Here is a 17,589-nt window from a genome sequence, read left to right as displayed (position 1 = left end):
GATCAAATTATTATGAAAAAAATATTTCTAGTTATTGCTCTTTGCCTTGGAGCTTTTATCGTTCAAGCCGCCACTGTATATGGCACAGTAACAGTATCAAAAGTGATCAGCGTCTATGATGGAGATACTTTTAGAGTAAATATAGACTCCCTGCCCCCTTTAGTAGGCAAAAACATACCTATTCGGCTAAAGGGTGTAGATACTCCTGAAATACAAGGAAAGTGTCAATATGAGAGAGATTTAGCCCTCAAGGCGAGAGATTTCGTCAGAAGTAAACTCGCGAATGCAAAAGAGATTAGACTGCAGGAGCTTCATAGAGGCAAGTACTTTAGAATTGTTGCTGATGTAATAGTAGATGGAATGAGCCTAGAAAAAGAACTTCTTGAAAATGAATTAGCTTATAAATACAGTGGTGGTAAAAAATCAAGCTGGTGTAATTGATTTTTAAACTTTGAAAATAGGCTTAAATAATCTACATCTAAACAACTTACAATCTTCACCTTCTGTTTATGCACATTAAATAGAATATGCTCATGAAAAAAATATCACTATTATTAATCTCTCTTTTCGTCTCTCTTGGTGCCCATTCTGAGTGGACAAATGTCTTACCAGGAAATAATGCTTCTTTGTATATAGATTTTGAAACGTTAGAGGAGAAGGATGGTTTTATCTATTGGTGGTATATGGACACATGGAGCACTGGAAGTGAGAAGACTTATGCACAAGGCGATTGCAACTTAAAGGGATTTAAAGTCAATAAGCGCTCCAGATTTCCTTTTCCTATGGGTGAAGGAGAAGGGGTTGAGAAAGAAGTAGTGAGCGCCTGGGAATATTACGCACCTAACAGTGGCTTTGATGTTTTATTGAGTTTCATTTGTGAAATGTCTAGGCTGTCTTCAGAAGAAAAAGCAGAGCGTATAGAGGTTTTAAATAAAAGAAATGAAGAGTTTGAAAGGCAAAGAAAAGAGGCTCTGAATATGAAAAATTCCACTCAAGTCACTAATAGCAATTCTTCCTATGTCAAAGCAATTACTACAAAAATAAAATCCTCTTGGAAGTACGATAAGGCCGATACGAATTGGAGTTGTAACGTCCAAATAAACCAAGCAATGAACGGCGCAATAGAGGGTGTCAAAATTTTAGGGTGTGATGTTGGCAGTATTGAGGACTCCTCAGCGGCAAAAAGTAAATCGCAAGCCTTTGGTAACTCTATCAGAAGAGCGGTTTTTAAATCTTCCCCGCTCCCACTTCCTCAAAATCAAGCAGATTTCAAAAAAAAACTCATTATCAAATTTAGTGCCAACTAGTATAATTAGAATCATTATTTAATGATGTGATGCTCCAATGAAAGCTACTCATGTTGTTGCTGCAATAATTAAAAAAAACAACCATTACCTTATAGCTAAAAGAAATCGAGACAAATATATGGGTCTCATGTGGGAGTTCCCTGGTGGTAAGGTTGAAGGGTCTGAAACCTTTGAAGAGGCTCTGTCTAGGGAAATTCTTGAAGAGCTCAATGTCTCTATCACTATTCACAACAAAATAGCTGAAGAAAAATATAAAGATGACGAAATTGACATTGTCTTGCATTACTTTGTCTGCACTATAAATCAAGGGGAATTGATACTCTCTGAACACGAAGCAATCGAATGGGTCGTAAAAGAAGATTTTGATCAATACGACTTTGTTGCAGGAGATGGGAATATTACTTCACAACTATAATTAAAGTCTTTTAAATACTTTATCATTCTCAATCATGAAACTTTTATCTTATAAAAAAATTGGAAAGGGTAAGCCATTAGTATTAGTTCATGGCTATTTAGGTGGTCAGGATATGTGGAAGTTTCAAGAAGAGCTAAAGGATCACTTTGAGCTAATCATGCCTTCACTCCCTGGTTATGGAGAGAGTGCATTTATGAGAGCACCTTCAACAATCCGTGATAATGCAGTCAAAGTTTTCGAATTATTAGATTTATTAGGAGTAGAAACTTTTTACCTATTGGGTCACTCTATGGGCGGAATGATAGTTCAGGAGATGGCCGCATTATTCCCAGAGAGAGTTAAAAAATTGATCTGCTTTGGAACTGGCTCAATTGGCGTCTTGCCAAATCGATTTGAAACGATCGAGGAATCCAGAAACAAAATCAAAGAAAAGGGAATTAAAGAGACTAGAGAAAATATCGCAAAGACATGGTTTGTTGATTATTTACTAGGTGACGGCTATCAATTGTGTTTGGATGAAGGTGCTAAGGCCACTACTCAGGCAGCTTTGGCAAGCCTTGATGCTTGGGATTCTTGGGATGGGAGAGGGCAGCTAGATAAGATTCAATCACCAACACTAATTCTATGGTCGGACAAGGACCGTTCATATGACTTGAATCAGCAAGAAATACTTAAACGTGGCATTCACAACTCTAAGCTAGAAATTATAAAGGGTTGCGCTCACAACTCTCATATGGAGAAACCTGAGCTAGTTAATAAAATTATTAAAGAGTTCCTCTCTTAAGGTCAAGTTAGTTTCATTATGAAACATAAGTTTTCATAATATGAAAATATGCTTAAAAGATATATATTAATTGATGTATACTAAATTTTTCAAACAAAAAAGTTAATATCAAAATCGTTTGAAAAAAATCTAAATATTTGAGGAGAAAATAATGAAAATGATGAAGAAAACAGCTATAGCAGCTGTTGTAGCGTTGTCTGCTTCTATGACAACATACGCTGAAAAAGTGAATATTGGCGATCCGGGTTGGACAGGTGCAACAGCTATTGCAAACCTTTTATCTGCAGTTATTACTGACAAAATGGGTGGAGAAGTTGAGCTGGTCCCAGGCAACAATACTGCCATTTATGGAGCAATTGATAGAAGCAAGGGTGAGATTGAAGTTCATCCAGATGTCTGGTTACCTAACCAGCAAGCATATACAAATGATCTAGTTCCTAAGGGCACTCTTAAATTAAGCTCTAAGAGTTACGAAGGAAACCAAGGTTATTGCGTGTCGCAGGCATTCGCTGCAGAAATGGATATTACATCTATTTTTGACTTAGGGCGTCCTGAGGTTGTTGCTGCAATGGATAGTGACGGTAATGGTAAAGGTGAATTTTGGATTGGTGCTGATGGCTGGGCCTCTGCTAATGTAAACGAAGTTAAGGTTAGAGACTATAAGCTTCTTGATGCAGGTATTGAGCCAGTTAGAGCTGCTGAAGCAGTTAAAAATGCACGTGTTCTAGACTCAATTAAAAAGGGTGAAGGTTATGCATTCTATTGCTATAAGCCACACGCTATTTGGGGAATGGCTGATGTAGTAATGCTTACTGAGCCAACTCATGACCCAGCTGCATATAAAATGGTTCAACCTAAAGAAGATGCAGATTGGTATAAAAACTCTTATGTAGCTTCTAAAGATGCTTTAAAGAATATTCAAATTGGTTGGGGAACTTCATTAGAAGGCAAGTCACCAGCAATTGTTGAGTTCTTTAATAATTTCCAACTAACGTCTGATGATGTCTCTTGGTTAGCTTATGAAGTGTCAGTAATGAAAAGAGATCCAGCTGATGTTGCAAGAGACTGGATGTCACAAAATGAAGATACAGTTGATGGCTGGTTAGGTCTATAATCTAGCTAGTTCGTCTTAAAACCGGCGTTTTATACGCCGGTTTTTTTTAATTAATTCTATAAGTTATGCCTCAACAAAACTCAGGAAGCTTTATTGAAATTAAGAATATCTCTAAGATATTCGGTAATACCTCAAAAGAAGCATTAGATGCAATTACTAAACAACATATTTCAAAGCAAGTTGCTTTAGAAGAATATAACTCAGTAATTGGCGTGTCAGATGTATCCTTTAATATTAATCCAGGAGAGATATTCTGCGTAATGGGCCTTTCTGGAAGTGGAAAATCTACTCTTGTAAGGCATATCAATCGATTATTAGAGCCTACCATGGGTCAAATACTAATTGATGGCCAAGATGTCATGGCTCTTGAAAAACAAGAACTTCAAGATTTTAGAAATAAAAAAATAGGTATGGTTTTTCAAAACTTTGCCTTGATGCCTCATCGATCAGTTATCGACAATATTGCAATGCCCCTAGAGATTAGAGGTGTCAACAAGAATAAGAGATATGGCAAAGCAAATGAAATATTAAACATCGTTGAGTTGCAAGGATGGGGAAATAAGTATGCCCATGAACTCTCTGGTGGAATGCAGCAAAGGGTTGGACTGGCAAGAGCATTAGCAGCTGATCCAGAGATACTTCTAATGGATGAGCCCTTTAGTGCACTGGACCCTCTTATTAGGAGACAACTCCAAAAAGAATTTATAAAATTATCAAAACAGTTAAAGAAGACGACAGTATTTATTACTCATGACCTAGATGAAGCCGTTAAAGTGGGTCATCGTATTGCAATCATGAGAGATGGTATGGTTATCCAGATTGGCACCCCTGAAGAAATAGTTATGAATCCAGAGGATGATTACGTAGCTGATTTCGTCAAAGGGATATCTAGACTAGAAGTCGTAAAAGCTAAATCAATTATGAAGCCAGTTGATGCCTTTAAAAAGGAATACGGGGCAGTTCCTAAGGGCGCTCTAAATATGAATGAAAATGATGACTTAAGTAGCCTGATTGAGACTTCAGTTTCAAGCGACATGCCAATCATAATCAATAATTCGAACAATGAAGAAATAGGTATTGTCTCTCAAAAAGACTTGCTGGTCGCCATTGTAGAGGGCCAAGATGAGTAAAGATAACTATATCAATACAGATCAAATCAAGGATTTTGTAAAGACAAGCCCTGATTACTATATTCACGAATTTGAAAAGATAAACAATACATCTAAGTTTGTATTATCGTTCAATTTATTTGCCTTCTTATTTGGCTCAATGTGGTTTGGCATAAGGAACATATGGAATTGGTCACTGACATTCCTAATTATTGAAACCTTTGCTATTGTCCAAATCATTCGAGGTTTTTTTGGAAACATTAGTGCAGAGGCCTATACCAAGATTGATAAAATTCAGTCGACCATCGACTTTAGACAAAAACAGCTTCAATCAGCCATAGAAAGCAACTCTGATAAAGTTGAAATGTTTAAAAGAACTATTAAGTCTTTAGAGGACTCGATAGCGGGATACCTTCAAGAGGCGCAAAATATTGAAGCGTCAGGGATTTGGATTGCCATCAGTGGCATCATTCTTTTTCTCTTGATCAGACTTATACAAGGCGTATTAGCAAACTCAATTCTAGAAAGACGATTCTCAGAATGGCTATCAAATAAGCTTATTAGCCCTGGAATGGAGTTTAAGAACTATCTACTGAGTATATCTTTTGCATTAATCATCATTGTCTTCTCTTCAGTACACTACAGCTTCCCATACCTTGTAGAGCTGTTTGCAGACTTCCCAACACACCCAGATATAAGACTTGCATCAATCGATGGCGTTGAAAGAACCTTTGACTATGCTGTAATTAAAGGAGATGTCCTCTTTAGTGCTATTACTATCGGAATTCGCTCGGTTCTTGACTCTCTTGAAATGCTCTTTGTAACCACACCTTGGATTGTTGTTATTAGTGCGATCGTTCTAATGACAGGGCTTTCAGCAGGACCAAGGGCAGCACTATATTCACTCTCATTTTTAGCTTACATGGGATTACTAGGGTTTTGGATTAAAGCGATGACAACTCTAGCTCTTCTTGGCACTGCTGCAATTCTTAGCATTTCCATTGGCATACCTTTGGGCATTTATTGCTCGACAAGACCGAGATTCTATGCCTTTATTAGGCCCATTATGGATTTCATGCAGACCATGCCAGCGTTTGTATTTATGATTCCTGTGATCGCTTTTTTTGGCACTGGAAAGGTATCAGCAGTTATTATTACTATGATTTTTGGTGGAACCCCAGTTGTTAGACTAACCGTCCTTGGCTTAAAAGGAGTTCCTGAGTCAATCAGGGAGGCCGCTATAGCCTATGGCGCTTCGAAGTGGTACCTATTGACCAAGGTTGATCTACCTTTAGCGATGCCAACAATACTGGCAGGTGTTAACCAAACTGTGATGCTGAGTCTTGCGATGGTTGTAGTTGCCTCACTTATTGGCGCAAAAGGCTTAGGCCAAGATGTCTTAGAGGCCCTTCAATATGCCAATGTTGGCCAAGGAATCCTAGCTGGAATTGCAATCTTGTTCTGCGCTCTAATCCTTGACAGAGTGATACAAGGCAAAAAAAGGGACTAAGCTATGGGTTTAGCTAAAAGCCCACTCAAAAGCCGGAAGTGCAGCTGACCCGCCAGTATGAATAAACAGCACCCTGTCTGAAGAGTTGAAGTAGTTCTTTTTGACTAAATTGATGAGCCCATCAAATGCTTTTCCGGTGTAGACTGGATCGAGCAAAATAGCCTCTTTCGTTGCCATCAAAGATAGCGCATATCTCATTCCATCTGTTGGCATTGCATACCCTGGACCAACATAATCATCAAAAACGATAACATCTTTCTCCTTGGGTGGATTACAACTTATGTGCTCACAGGAGTTTTGAGTTAATTTAAGAACTCTTTTCTCTTGTTTGGGCTTAGTATCTTTAATGCTTATCCCAATAATTTTAGTGTTGCTTTTATAAAGGACTTTTCCCGCAACAAGGCCAGCGTGTGTTCCTCCACTCCCAGTAGCTACAACAATATGGCTAAATGAGTCCTTATTAGGGTTTTCGAGAATCTCACGCATACATTCTATATAACCTAACTCTCCTAGACGATTGCTGCCTCCAACTGGAATAAAATAGGGATTATAGCCATCCCTTTTTCGATCTTCCATAATTTCTTCAGCAAACACTTTTACATCTCTATCTTTGGGACACAAAATCATCTCAGCACCGAATACTTTATTCAAGAAAACATTTCCTGAATTCATATAGCTTTCAGGTGCATTTTCAAGTCTTTGCTCTAAAACTATGAGACACTTAATTCCGAGTTTAGCGCATGCAGCAGCAGTTTGCCTGGCATGATTTGATTGAATAGCGCCAACAGTAATGATAAGATCGGCATTATTATTTATAGCATCTGGAAGGATAAACTCAAGCTTTCTTGTCTTATTTCCTCCGGTTGCCAGACCGGTACAGTCATCTCTTTTAATAAATATTTGAGGACCCTTTAGCATATCAGAGATATTTTTAAGGTATTCAATGCGTGTTGGGAAATGACCAAGATCAATTCGTTCAAATTTGTCAAACATAAAAAGAGAGGTAGTTGTTTTAGTAAATGATTTAAATATTTATTTAAAATGATTTTATAGTTAAAGTTTTAATTCAAATGAAAATTATAAAAAAAAGTGCTATTTTCTCACCCTGTAATCAATATAGATACTCTCTTTCAAGGGTATGGAGTCTAAACCAAAAGCCTGCATTAATTATCGGGCTAAACCCCTCTACTGCTAATGAAACAGAGGACGATCCAACGATTAGAAGGTCTATGCATTATGCTTATCGATGGGGTTTTGGAGGACTCATAATGGTTAATCTCTTTGCTTTTAAAGCAACCTTACCTAGTGACTTAAGAAAAGCAAATCATCCAATCGGGAAGGACAATAATAAATTCATAATAGAGCATCAGAGAGAGTCTGGAATCGTTCTCGTTGCTTGGGGTAATGATGGAGCGCTGCATAATAGAGATAAAGAAGTATTAGACTTCATTAATAACCCTATGTGTCTTAAGATTAACAAAACAGGGCAACCAGCTCATCCTCTTTACCAAAATAAAGGTCTTTCTCCCATCCAATATCCAAGTTAATTATTTGACTCATCCATAAGGACTTAAATACATTCATCTTTCAATAATGCATATAATTTGTCTTTAAATAATATGTATAAATTCTTAACTAAAATTTCCAATAAATCTCCACAAAAGGCATGGTCTAATCTATGAAGTACATTGTCATTGATCCTGTTTTAGCAGACCTTGGATTTGTCAAAATTTACTGGTACGGTGTTATGTATCTTTTGGCTTTTTTATCAGCCTATTTCTTAGCTAAGTATCGCGCAAAATTGAGTACTTTATGGAATATAAAGCATGTTGATGACCTTATTTTTTATGGCGCCCTAGGCGCTGTCCTAGGCGGTAGGCTGGGGTATCTAATCTTCTATAACTTCTCAATATTTATTTCAAACCCACTCACATTCTTTAATTTCCAGAATGGAGGGATGTCATTTCATGGAGGATTTATCGGGGTACTTATTGCCATGCTGGTTTTTAATAGAAAATATGAGTTCTCGTTTTTTCAAACAACAGACTTCATTGCGCCACTTGTTCCTCTGGGCTTAGGATTTGGGAGGCTAGGAAACTACATTAATGGCGAGCTTTGGGGTAGGGTAACTGAAAGCTCTTGGGGGGTTTTGGCGCCTGATCAGAGCGGACTCTGGGAACAAAGATTTCCAACGCAGCTATATGAGGCTCTTTTAGAAGGACTCTTGTTATTCATAATACTTTGGATCTTTAGTAAAAAGAATCCGCCATTATTTGCAACCTCGGCCTTATTCCTTATTTTTTATGGCTTTTTTAGATTTATAATTGAATTTATTAGGGCCCCAGATTCACATATTGGTTATCTAGCATTTGACTGGCTGACTATGGGACAATTGCTCAGCTTTCCAATGATACTAATTGGACTCTATTTTTTAAATAAGTCATACAATTTAAAGGGTCAAACATGAAACAATACTTAGATTTTTTGAACCTTGTTAGAGATAAAGGCGCTGAAAAAACAGATAGAACTGGAACAGGCACTAAAAGCATATTTGGCCACCAGATGCGCTTTAACCTTGCTGATGGCTTTCCAATTGTAACCACCAAACGAGTTCATGTTCCCTCAGTTATTCATGAGTTACTCTGGTTTTTAAAGGGCGACACCAACATTAAATACTTGAAAGATAATAAAGTCAATATTTGGAATGAATGGGCTGATAAAAATGGAGATCTTGGCCCTGTATACGGCGCTCAATGGCGAAAATGGAAAAATGCTAACGGCCATGAAATTGATCAAATTCAGCAAGCAATTAATCTGATTAATAACGCGCAAGACTCAAGACGGATTATTGTTTCAAGCTGGAATGTTGGAGAACTTGAAAGCATGGCCCTTCAGCCTTGCCATGCTCTTTTTCAGTTTTATGTTGCAGAAGGAAAGCTATCTTGTCAGCTCTATCAAAGAAGTGCAGACATATTTTTAGGGGTGCCATTTAATATCGCCTCATATGCATTACTGACCCATATGGTTGCTCAGCAATCTGATTTAGAGGTAGGTGACTTTGTTTGGAGTGGAGGTGACTGCCATATATATACAAACCACTTTAACCAAGTTGATACTCAGCTTCAAAGAACGCCAAAAAAACTGCCAACTATTCAAATTAATAGAAAACCTGAGAGCATATTTGATTATGCTTACGAAGACTTTGAGCTCATTGATTACGAGCATGATGATCCCATTAAAGCCCCAGTAGCGGTTTAATTAATGGAAAAACTTCAAAAAAAATTCACTTATAAATTTAACGATATTGCTCTTCTGAAGCAAGCGCTTACGCATCGAAGTGTCAGCAAGAGTAATAATGAGCGACTTGAATTTTTAGGTGATAGTGTTCTAGGGTGCGTTATTTCGGAAGAACTATACTTACGCTATCCTTTAATTGATGAAGGTCAACTATCAAGACTTCGCTCTCATCTTGTGAGAGGACAAACTCTTGCAAATTTAGCCAAAAATCTAAATATTTCTGAAAGTCTAACGTTGGGTCATGGAGAACTTAAAAGTGGGGGTTTTAGACGTGAATCAATCCTTGCTGACGCATTTGAGGCAATACTGGGCGCTATCTTTCTTGATTCTGACTATGTAACTGTAAAAAATATAATCCTAAACCTCTTTAATGACTTACTTAATCAGGCGAAACCAGAGGATTCATTAAAAGATTTTAAAACTCAACTTCAAGAGCTACTTCAAAAGAAAGGGCATTCTCTGCCAAGCTATGAGCTGATTCAGACCAAAGGAAAAGACCATAATGCAATTTTTTATGTGAGCTGTACTGTCTCAGAACTCAATCTTACTTCTGAAAAAAATGCTAAAAGCATCAAAAGGGCAGAGCAGGCTTGTGCTCAGTCAATTTTAGAGGAAATTTTAAAATAATGGGTTTTCAATCAGGCTCCATTGCAGTTGTTGGTAAGCCCAATGTCGGCAAATCTACTCTTGTCAATGAGTTGATTGGACAAAAATTATCGATTACTTCTCATCGTCCACAAACAACAAGACACCGCATAAATGCAATTGATACTCAAGCCAATTACCAGATGGTATTTGTGGATACTCCCGGCATACATATTGGCAACAATAAAGCTATTAATTCATATATGAATCGGGCTGCTAGCTCTAGTTTTAACGATGTAGACATGATCATTTGGATTGTTGAAATTTTTAAATGGACTAAAGAGGATGCTAGAGTAATGGAGCACCTTAATAAGGTAGATATCCCAGTCATACTCTGCATTAATAAGATAGATAAATTAGAGTCAGCCGATAAAATGTTCCCCTTTCTCGAAACCTTAAATGAAAAATTTAAAGCCACAGAGGTCTTTCCATTGTCAGCATTTGAAAGAAAAGACACTCAAAAACTACGAAAGTTAATCTTAAAATATCTTCCAGAACAGGATGCGATCTATGATGAGGATTACATCACAGATCGATCTCAAAAGTTTGTGATCTCTGAATTTATTCGCGAAAAGCTGATGAGAAATCTATCGAATGAACTGCCTTACGACATTACTGTTGAGATTGAAAAGCTAGAGCTTGACGGCAAAATGTATCGAATAGCAGCACGTATTTTTGTTGACAAAGCCTCACAAAAAAGCATTGTCATTGGTCAAAATGGCGGTATGCTTAAAAAAATTGGAATGGAGTCTAGACTATCAATTGAAGGCTTTCTAGATGCAAAAGTATTCCTCGAGTTATGGGTTAAGGTTAGGCAAGGCTGGTCAGACGACAAAAGAGCATTAGCATCTTTGGGTTATGACTAGAGTCGAAAATTCACCCGCTTTTTTAATTCATAGAAGAATGTATCAAGGAAACTCTCTCCTACTGGACTTTTTTACAAAAGATCATGGAAAGTTAAGGCTCATTGCTCGAGGTGCAAGAAGCAGCAAAACCTCTCTTCAAATGTTTCAATGTTTAAGCATATCATACAAAGGAAAAGGCGATTTAAAAAGCCTGTCTCAATGGGAAATTTCAGACGAGCCAAGGCGCCTAATGGGTAACGATCTTGTTATGGCAATGTATGTCAATGAACTTATACAAAGACTTCTTCCCGAAGGTGATGAGCATAGTGAAATATTTGAATCCTATTGGTCTTATATTAGGAGTATTAGCTCATTAGATTCAAGTGCAAAAGAGTATACCCTTCGTGTATTTGAAAACCAATTGTTACAAGATTTAGGCTATGGTCTTGACTTTGAAGATGATATTGATGGCAATATCATTAATGACAATCTCCATTATGACTATATTGAGGATCAAGGCTTTGCGCTTAATGTTGAAGGAGAAATTCAAGGCAGTACACTTATTCACCTTTCAAAATCTAATGAGCCTATTTCTTCAACAAAAGAGTTAAGTATTTTAAAAAAAATGAATCGAAAAAGATTAAAATCCTTACTTGGGGATAAGCCCCTTAAAAGTAAAGAATTGTTTTTTGTGAATTAGGTTTAATGATGGATATATTTTTAGGTGTAAATATTGACCACATTGCTACATTAAGACAAGCAAGAGGTACTCGTTACCCCAGCCTGATTGATGCTGCAAAAATATGTGAGAGCTCAGGTGCAGATAGTATTACTCTTCACTTAAGAGAAGATAGACGCCATATTCAGGACCAGGATGTAGAGGAATTAAAATCTAGCCTCACAACCAAAATGAACTTAGAGATGGCTGCGACAGATGAAATGTTAGAAATAGCAACTAAAATTTTGCCTGAAGACTGCTGCCTTGTTCCAGAGAAGAGGCAAGAGCTGACGACTGAAGGAGGCTTAGATGTTCTAACTCAATTAGGCAGAATTAAAGAGGTTTGCTCTGAATTAAGCACAAACAACATTAAAGCCTCTTTATTCATCGATGCTGATAATTATCAGATTGAGGCGGCTATTGAATGCGGCGCACCAATTATTGAAATTCATACAGGTCATTATGCAGACGCCTCATCTGCTGCTGAAAAGCTTAAAGAGCTTCAAAAAATCTCAGAAGCTTGTGCTTATGCACATAGTCTTGGTTTACAGGTCAATGCAGGTCACGGTTTAACTCTTGAGAATACAAAAGCTATTGCTGAAATTAACAGTGTCGTAGAGCTAAATATTGGTCACTCAATTATCTCAAGAGCGCTTTTTGTTGGCTTAGGAGCTGCTACATCTGAAATGAAACAGTTAATACAAGAGGCAAGAGGGTTGTGATTTACGGTATTGGGACAGATATAGTAAACATAGAGAGAGTCCAAAAGATTTTGATCAAAAACCGTGATGGTTTTATCAATCGAGTGTTAACAGAGCACGAGAGAGCTCTATTTACTAATAAAGCTGACAGTGCGGCCTTTTGCGCAAAGAGGTTTGCAGCTAAGGAGGCATTTGCTAAATCCTTGGGAACTGGAATAGGAAGGGTGGTTAGCTTCCAAGATCTTACAATAAGAAACAACGAAAATGGCAAGCCTTACTTTATGCCAAGTGAAAAACTCAGACTATACCTTCTAGAAAAAGGAATTAAGCAGGGTCATTTGAGTATTTCTGATGAAAGTAATCATGCAGTAGCATTTGTTGTACTCGAGTCAGAATCAAGCTCTTAAGAACTAAAAAGGAATATCATCCTCAAATTCATCAGGTGCAACTGGAGTGATTGCAGGCGCCGGCTGAGAAGCTTGCTGCGCTTGAGGCTGAGATTGCTGCATTGGAGCACTTGAATTCATATCATCTCTTCTATCTAACATTTGAAGAGTCCCGCTATAACCACTAATAACAACCTCTGTAGTGTAGCGATCTTGTCCACTTTGATCTTGCCATTTTCTTGTCTGGAGCTTACCTTCTACATAGACCTTTGAGCCTTTATCAAGATATTGACCAGCTATTTCAGCTACCTTGCCAAACAAACTAACTCTATGCCATTCAGTTCTTTCTTGCTTTTGACCAGAACTTTTATCTGTCCAGGATTCACTTGTTGCGATAGATAAATTACTAATTGCGTTTCCATTTGAAGCATATTTAATCTCTGGTTTTGCTCCCAAATTACCTACCAAAATTACTTTATTTATCCCGGCCATTCTATTAATTTCTCCTGTTAAGTTTTAGATTTCAGTGGCATAAAAAGAATCAAAAGCCACCAGATTATTGCTACAAATATGGTAAATAAGAATACACTATTTAAATTGTAAATGTCATAAATAACACCGCCAATTGCTCCGCCAGTAAAGGTGCCAAGAAATTGTGATGTAGAGAAAATTCCCATGGCTAAACCTCTCTTTGAAGAGCTTGCAGTTCTTGATAATAGAGAAGGTAGCAAAGCCTCAATTGTGTTAAATGCTACAAAAAATATAGTTAAGGTAATTAAGAAAACCTTGAAGTTTAAATTTAAACTAAAGAAGATAATTTGACTTGATATAAGTAACAAAATACTAATTAATAATATGTACTTTGTCTTTTTAAATTTTTCAGAGATAATAATTAAAGGAATCATTCCTAAAAATGATAATAGGACAGCTGGAAGGTAAAGCTGCCAATTATCTAACATACTTACAATTTGATTTTCCATTATGAGAAGAGGCATCACAATAAATCCAGCAGCAAGAATTAAATGCAGTGAAAAAATACTAAAATCAAGGGCAAGTAGGTCTTTTGTAAAAGTCTCTTTAAATGCTTCAAAAGATAGCTTGTAGTATGTAATAGATTTAGTATGCTTTAAAGAGAGAACAATAAACATAGCAATCAAAGATAGAAGGGCAATTACCCAAAAAAGGCCTGAAAGCCCAATTCTTGATGAAATGATTGGCCCGATTAGAAGTGAGAGCATAAAAGCGACCCCTATTTGAAACCCAACGAATGCATTCGCCATTGCTCTGTTTTCTTCACTAATTGAATCAGCTAAAAACGCCATAAGAACTGCTGATATAGCGCCTCCACCTTGAAATGCACGACCAATTACAACAATGATAATATTTGAAGTATTAGCTGCTAAAATGCTGCCAAGAAGAAAGACTAGAAGGCCAACTAAAAGAATTGGCTTTCTACCAAACCGATCTGAGAGATAGCCAAAAGGAATTTGAAAGATAGCCTGTGTTAGGCCATATATGCCAATTGCCATTCCAATAAGAATAGGAGTTGCATTTTCATAATCACCGGCATAAACACTCATGACTGGAAACAGCATAAATAAACCCAGCATTCTTACCGCCATAACCAGTGAAATCTTAAATGCAAAGAGCCTTTCAGCAGAATTCATAAGTTAAAAAACTGACTATTATTCTTTAACTGAATAACCTGGCGAGTAATTTGGATAACTCGAGGCTAAAACTTTTCTAACATCAATTGCAAGCTGACCTGCATTAATCTTGTCATAATTATATGCCATAAGATGAAGGCTATCTGGAATTGAGGCGCTATTTGGATAATTTTCAATGATATATTTACTTCGATTAATTGCTGCAATATGAGCGTTAATTTCAGTATAGTAAATTGCTATATAAAATTCATGTCTTGCAAGAGTATTTCGAAGACCAACTAATTTAACTTTGGCGTCTTCTGAATATTTGGAATTAGGAAAAGCTTCAATTAAGTCAACAAAGTATTGATAAGCATTACTGACGCTTTCAACATCCCTTTGAGCACTATCAGTAACTAATTTATCAAGTATAGAGCTCGACTTGGCTTCAGCAACAACACCTCTTAAATAATAAGCATAAGGGGTAGGAGGAAGACTAGGATATCTTTCAATAAAGTCATCTAATACTAATATCGCTCTATTGTATTTTTTTTGCTTAAGCAAGTTATAGGCAATATCTAATCTTGCTTGAATGGCATATTTAGAACCAGGATATGATGATAAGATTATTTCATATTGATCAATGGCTTGCTCGATCAATCCACCATCCAACTTATCCTCGGCTTTTTCATACAGTTCTTTTGGAGTTAAGCCGTCAGCAACAAGCTTTCTTGTGTCCTTGTCGCCGCCCAAAAAAGAACAACCTGACAATAACACGATTAATGTTAGGGAAAATATAGAACGTCTATTCATTTTAAGTTTTGGTTAGTAACTGTAGAAAAGGAAATTATACTAGTGTTTTTTTATCTGGAAACCTTCATGCAAAGAACTTATAGCTCTCAACAACATGATTATATAATTACCATGTTACATCTTATTTAAGAATTAATTTTAATGGCTACTAATTTTTTTCAAATTCAATCTCAAGCAACCTTTTTGTATGGTGTTTTAGGTGACTACCTATCTCAAGAAGAAGTTAAATTAGTTAAAAAGGCCTATAAGATTGCAGATAAAGCGCATTCTGGCCAATTCAGAAAATCAGGAGAAGCCTATATTAGCCATCCATTATCAGTAGCTCTAATCCTAGCAGACCTAAAGTTAGACTATTTATGTATTGTTGCTGCGATTCTTCATGATTGTATAGAAGATACTTCTGTTACTAAGGATGAAGTTAGAAAACAATTTGGTGACCAGGTTGCGCATATAGTTGAAGGTGTATCAAAGCTTACAAACCTTGAATTTACTTCTAGCTCTCAAAAGCAAGCTCAAAATTTTCAAAAACTCATCTTAGCAATGTCTAAAGATATGAGGGTAATGATTATTAAGCTCGCAGATAGACTCCACAATATGAGGACCATTGATTCAATGACTGAAGAAAAAAAGATTCTTAAGGCAAAAGAGACTTCTGAACTGCATGCGCCTATTGCCAGACGCTTAGGACTTCATAGTATTGGAGTTGAGCTAGATGATCTTTGCTTTAAAACACTTCACCCAAGAAAACACTTAGTTATTGAAAGAAAAATAAAAAAACAATATGGCAATCAAAGAAAAACAATTAGTCTTATTAAATCTGAAATAGAGAGTAGATTAAAGTTTGAACAAATTAATGCAACAGTAGAAGGGCGTCAAAAGGAGCCATCAAGTATCTATAACAAAATGAAAATTAAGTCACGAAAATTTTCAGAAGTTTTAGATATGCATGCATTTCGTGTTGTAGTAGAAAATACGAATGCATGTTATCAAGCATTAGGTCATATTCATAGTTTATATAAACCAATCCCTCTAAAGTTTAAAGATTATATTTCAGCGCCTAAACCAAATGGGTATCAGTCTCTTCATACTGTATTAATAGGCCCAAGAAAAATGTTTATTGAGGTCCAAATTCGATCACAAGAGATGGATTTTATATCTGAATATGGCATCGCAGCCCACTGGCACTATAAAAATAAGGATGAGCCTTCAAAAAAATTAGCGCGCAATTGGATGGGCTCTTTGTTAGATATTCAGCAAAATACTGACACATCAATCGATTTTTTAGAAAGCACAAAATCAGATTTATTCTCTGATGAAGTGTTTGTTTTTACTCCAGGTGGAAAAATTATTCAGTTACCTTTAAGAGCTACAGTCCTTGATTTTGCTTATGCAGTTCATACAAATATTGGCAAAAAGGCTCAAAAAGCAACAATTAATGGTAATGAAGTAGAACTGTTAACGCGTCTCAAATCAGGACAAACAGTGGAAATTATTACTGGCAGATTTGTAAAGCCAAAGCCAAGCTGGTTAGATATTGTTGTGACTTCAAAAGCAAAAACTGCCATTAAAGCACACTTAAAAGATAACTCTAAAGTGGAACTTGCTAGACTCGGAAAACTGTTAATAGCTGATGCTTTAAAATTTCAAAATATTAAGATAAATGACGTTCCATTAGATAAATGGAATAAATGTTTTAAAGAGCTCAATTGTGTTGATTTTGAAGATTTATATATCAGGGTAGGTCTTTCTGAGATTTTTGTTGCTGTTGTTATAAATAAATTACTTCAAGACATAAATAATGAAACAATAAACACCCTAGCTATTAAGAAAACAAAGGGTATGGCTATTAATTTTGCACAGTGCTGCTATCCGATACCTGGGGATGAAGTCACTGGAGTCTTAACCTCGATACGAGGCTTAGTATTACATCGAACAAACTGCTCACAACTTGGACATATCAAAGAAAAAAATGCACAATGGATGGAAGTTGATTGGAAGTCAGATGGGAGTGAGCAATTTGAAGTAGCAATAAGCTGTTTAGTAGAAAATCGAAGTGGAAGGTTAGCAGCTATTGCAAATACGCTCGCAAATCTTGGAGTCAATATTGAAAATATAGAACAGCAACAAAGACCAGGATCAGATAGACTATTTTATATTACCCTTGTTGTGAGTAATATTATTGAACTTAATAGCGTTCTTAATAAGCTAAATAAGCTACCTCACCTTATTTCAGTAGGCAGACTTTAATTTAAAAAAATGTTTAAATCTAACACTTGAATTGATTAAAATTACTTAATTA

At 36.5% G+C, this 17,589-nt stretch carries 20 protein-coding genes; 16 read left to right on the top strand and 4 right to left on the bottom strand.

Going from position 1 to position 17,589, the window contains the following annotated elements; genetic code table 11:
- The first annotated feature begins 12 nt into the window (after positions 1–12).
- From W908_RS08700 to W908_RS04425, 7 genes are all read left to right on the top strand, one after another.
- Positions 13–441 (top strand): thermonuclease family protein, encoded by a 429-nt coding sequence (locus tag W908_RS08700; RefSeq protein ID WP_144417902.1) that lies wholly within the window; start codon positions 13–15, stop codon positions 439–441.
- A gap of 92 nt (positions 442–533) precedes the next feature.
- Entirely contained in the window at positions 534–1,307 is a 774-nt protein-coding gene (locus W908_RS04450; RefSeq protein ID WP_053820095.1) for a surface-adhesin E family protein, read from the top strand.
- 37 nt (positions 1,308–1,344) lie between these two features.
- Positions 1,345–1,722, top strand: coding sequence for a (deoxy)nucleoside triphosphate pyrophosphohydrolase (locus W908_RS04445; protein ID WP_053820094.1), 378 nt, complete (start codon positions 1,345–1,347; stop codon positions 1,720–1,722).
- A gap of 34 nt (positions 1,723–1,756) precedes the next feature.
- Positions 1,757–2,506 (top strand): alpha/beta fold hydrolase, encoded by a 750-nt coding sequence (locus W908_RS04440; RefSeq protein WP_053820093.1) that lies wholly within the window; start codon positions 1,757–1,759, stop codon positions 2,504–2,506.
- A gap of 151 nt (positions 2,507–2,657) precedes the next feature.
- On the top strand, positions 2,658–3,620 hold the full coding sequence (locus tag W908_RS04435) for an ABC transporter substrate-binding protein (RefSeq protein WP_020024322.1): 963 nt from the start codon (positions 2,658–2,660) through the stop codon (positions 3,618–3,620).
- Between the two features lie 65 nt (positions 3,621–3,685).
- Complete coding sequence (locus W908_RS04430) at positions 3,686–4,750, top strand: quaternary amine ABC transporter ATP-binding protein (RefSeq protein WP_053820092.1); 1,065 nt, start codon at positions 3,686–3,688, stop codon at positions 4,748–4,750.
- Entirely contained in the window at positions 4,743–6,239 is a 1,497-nt protein-coding gene (locus W908_RS04425) for an ABC transporter permease (protein WP_053820091.1), read from the top strand. The genes W908_RS04430 and W908_RS04425 overlap by 8 nt, the downstream gene beginning before the upstream one ends.
- Positions 6,240–6,248: 9 nt before the next feature.
- On the opposite strand, the gene W908_RS04420 is transcribed toward W908_RS04425, so the two are convergent.
- A complete protein-coding gene (locus W908_RS04420; protein ID WP_053820090.1) occupies positions 6,249–7,232 on the bottom strand; it encodes a D-cysteine desulfhydrase family protein in 984 nt (327 codons plus the stop codon).
- A 77-nt stretch (positions 7,233–7,309) separates the two neighbouring features.
- On the opposite strand from W908_RS04420, the gene W908_RS04415 reads away from it, so the two are divergent.
- The 8 genes from W908_RS04415 (at position 7,310) to acpS (ending at position 12,852) form a co-directional block, all read left to right on the top strand.
- Positions 7,310–7,786 carry a DUF1643 domain-containing protein gene (locus W908_RS04415; protein ID WP_053820089.1) on the top strand — a complete coding sequence of 159 codons (477 nt, stop codon included), beginning with the start codon at positions 7,310–7,312 and terminating at the stop codon, positions 7,784–7,786.
- Positions 7,787–7,917: 131 nt separating this feature from the next.
- The gene (lgt, locus tag W908_RS04410) at positions 7,918–8,706 is read left to right on the top strand and encodes a prolipoprotein diacylglyceryl transferase (RefSeq protein WP_053820088.1); all 789 of its coding nucleotides are present in this window, start codon (positions 7,918–7,920) and stop codon (positions 8,704–8,706) included.
- Positions 8,703–9,497, top strand: a complete 795-nt coding sequence (locus tag W908_RS04405) for a thymidylate synthase (RefSeq protein ID WP_053820087.1) — start codon at positions 8,703–8,705, stop codon at positions 9,495–9,497. The genes lgt and W908_RS04405 overlap by 4 nt, the downstream gene beginning before the upstream one ends.
- A 3-nt stretch (positions 9,498–9,500) precedes the next feature.
- Complete coding sequence (rnc, locus tag W908_RS04400; protein ID WP_053820086.1) at positions 9,501–10,163, top strand: ribonuclease III; 663 nt, start codon at positions 9,501–9,503, stop codon at positions 10,161–10,163.
- Positions 10,163–11,047, top strand: coding sequence for a GTPase Era (gene era, locus W908_RS04395; protein ID WP_053820085.1), 885 nt, complete (start codon positions 10,163–10,165; stop codon positions 11,045–11,047). The genes rnc and era overlap by 1 nt, the downstream gene beginning before the upstream one ends.
- A complete protein-coding gene (recO, locus tag W908_RS04390) occupies positions 11,040–11,726 on the top strand; it encodes a DNA repair protein RecO (RefSeq protein WP_053820084.1) in 687 nt (228 codons plus the stop codon). The genes era and recO overlap by 8 nt, the downstream gene beginning before the upstream one ends.
- Positions 11,727–11,734: 8 nt before the next feature.
- Positions 11,735–12,466 (top strand): pyridoxine 5'-phosphate synthase, encoded by a 732-nt coding sequence (gene pdxJ / locus W908_RS04385; RefSeq protein WP_053820083.1) that lies wholly within the window; start codon positions 11,735–11,737, stop codon positions 12,464–12,466.
- Positions 12,463–12,852: a holo-ACP synthase gene (gene acpS, locus W908_RS04380; RefSeq protein ID WP_020024333.1), complete on the top strand. Its 390-nt coding sequence runs from the start codon at positions 12,463–12,465 to the stop codon at positions 12,850–12,852. Before pdxJ ends, acpS begins: the two co-directional genes overlap by 4 nt.
- 3 nt (positions 12,853–12,855) lie before the next feature.
- On the opposite strand, the gene ssb is transcribed toward acpS, so the two are convergent.
- The 3 genes from ssb to W908_RS04365 are packed head-to-tail and all read right to left on the bottom strand — an operon-like array spanning position 12,856 to position 15,290.
- Positions 12,856–13,323 carry a single-stranded DNA-binding protein gene (gene ssb, locus W908_RS04375; protein WP_020024334.1) on the bottom strand — a complete coding sequence of 156 codons (468 nt, stop codon included), beginning with the start codon at positions 13,321–13,323 and terminating at the stop codon, positions 12,856–12,858.
- Between the two features lie 17 nt (positions 13,324–13,340).
- A complete protein-coding gene (locus tag W908_RS04370) occupies positions 13,341–14,498 on the bottom strand; it encodes an MFS transporter (RefSeq protein ID WP_053820082.1) in 1,158 nt (385 codons plus the stop codon).
- A gap of 18 nt (positions 14,499–14,516) precedes the next feature.
- Positions 14,517–15,290 (bottom strand): outer membrane protein assembly factor BamD, encoded by a 774-nt coding sequence (locus W908_RS04365; RefSeq protein WP_082345012.1) that lies wholly within the window; start codon positions 15,288–15,290, stop codon positions 14,517–14,519.
- Between the two features lie 141 nt (positions 15,291–15,431).
- On the opposite strand from W908_RS04365, the gene W908_RS04360 reads away from it, so the two are divergent.
- Entirely contained in the window at positions 15,432–17,537 is a 2,106-nt protein-coding gene (locus W908_RS04360; protein ID WP_053820080.1) for a RelA/SpoT family protein, read from the top strand.
- Positions 17,538–17,589: the final 52 nt, after the last annotated feature.

It is taken from the genome of Candidatus Pseudothioglobus singularis PS1, from assembly GCF_001281385.1.
GTDB classification, from domain to species: domain Bacteria; phylum Pseudomonadota; class Gammaproteobacteria; order PS1; family Pseudothioglobaceae; genus Pseudothioglobus; species Pseudothioglobus singularis.
Note: the sequence above shows the minus strand (reverse complement) of the source record. Positions and strands in the feature narration are given on the sequence as shown.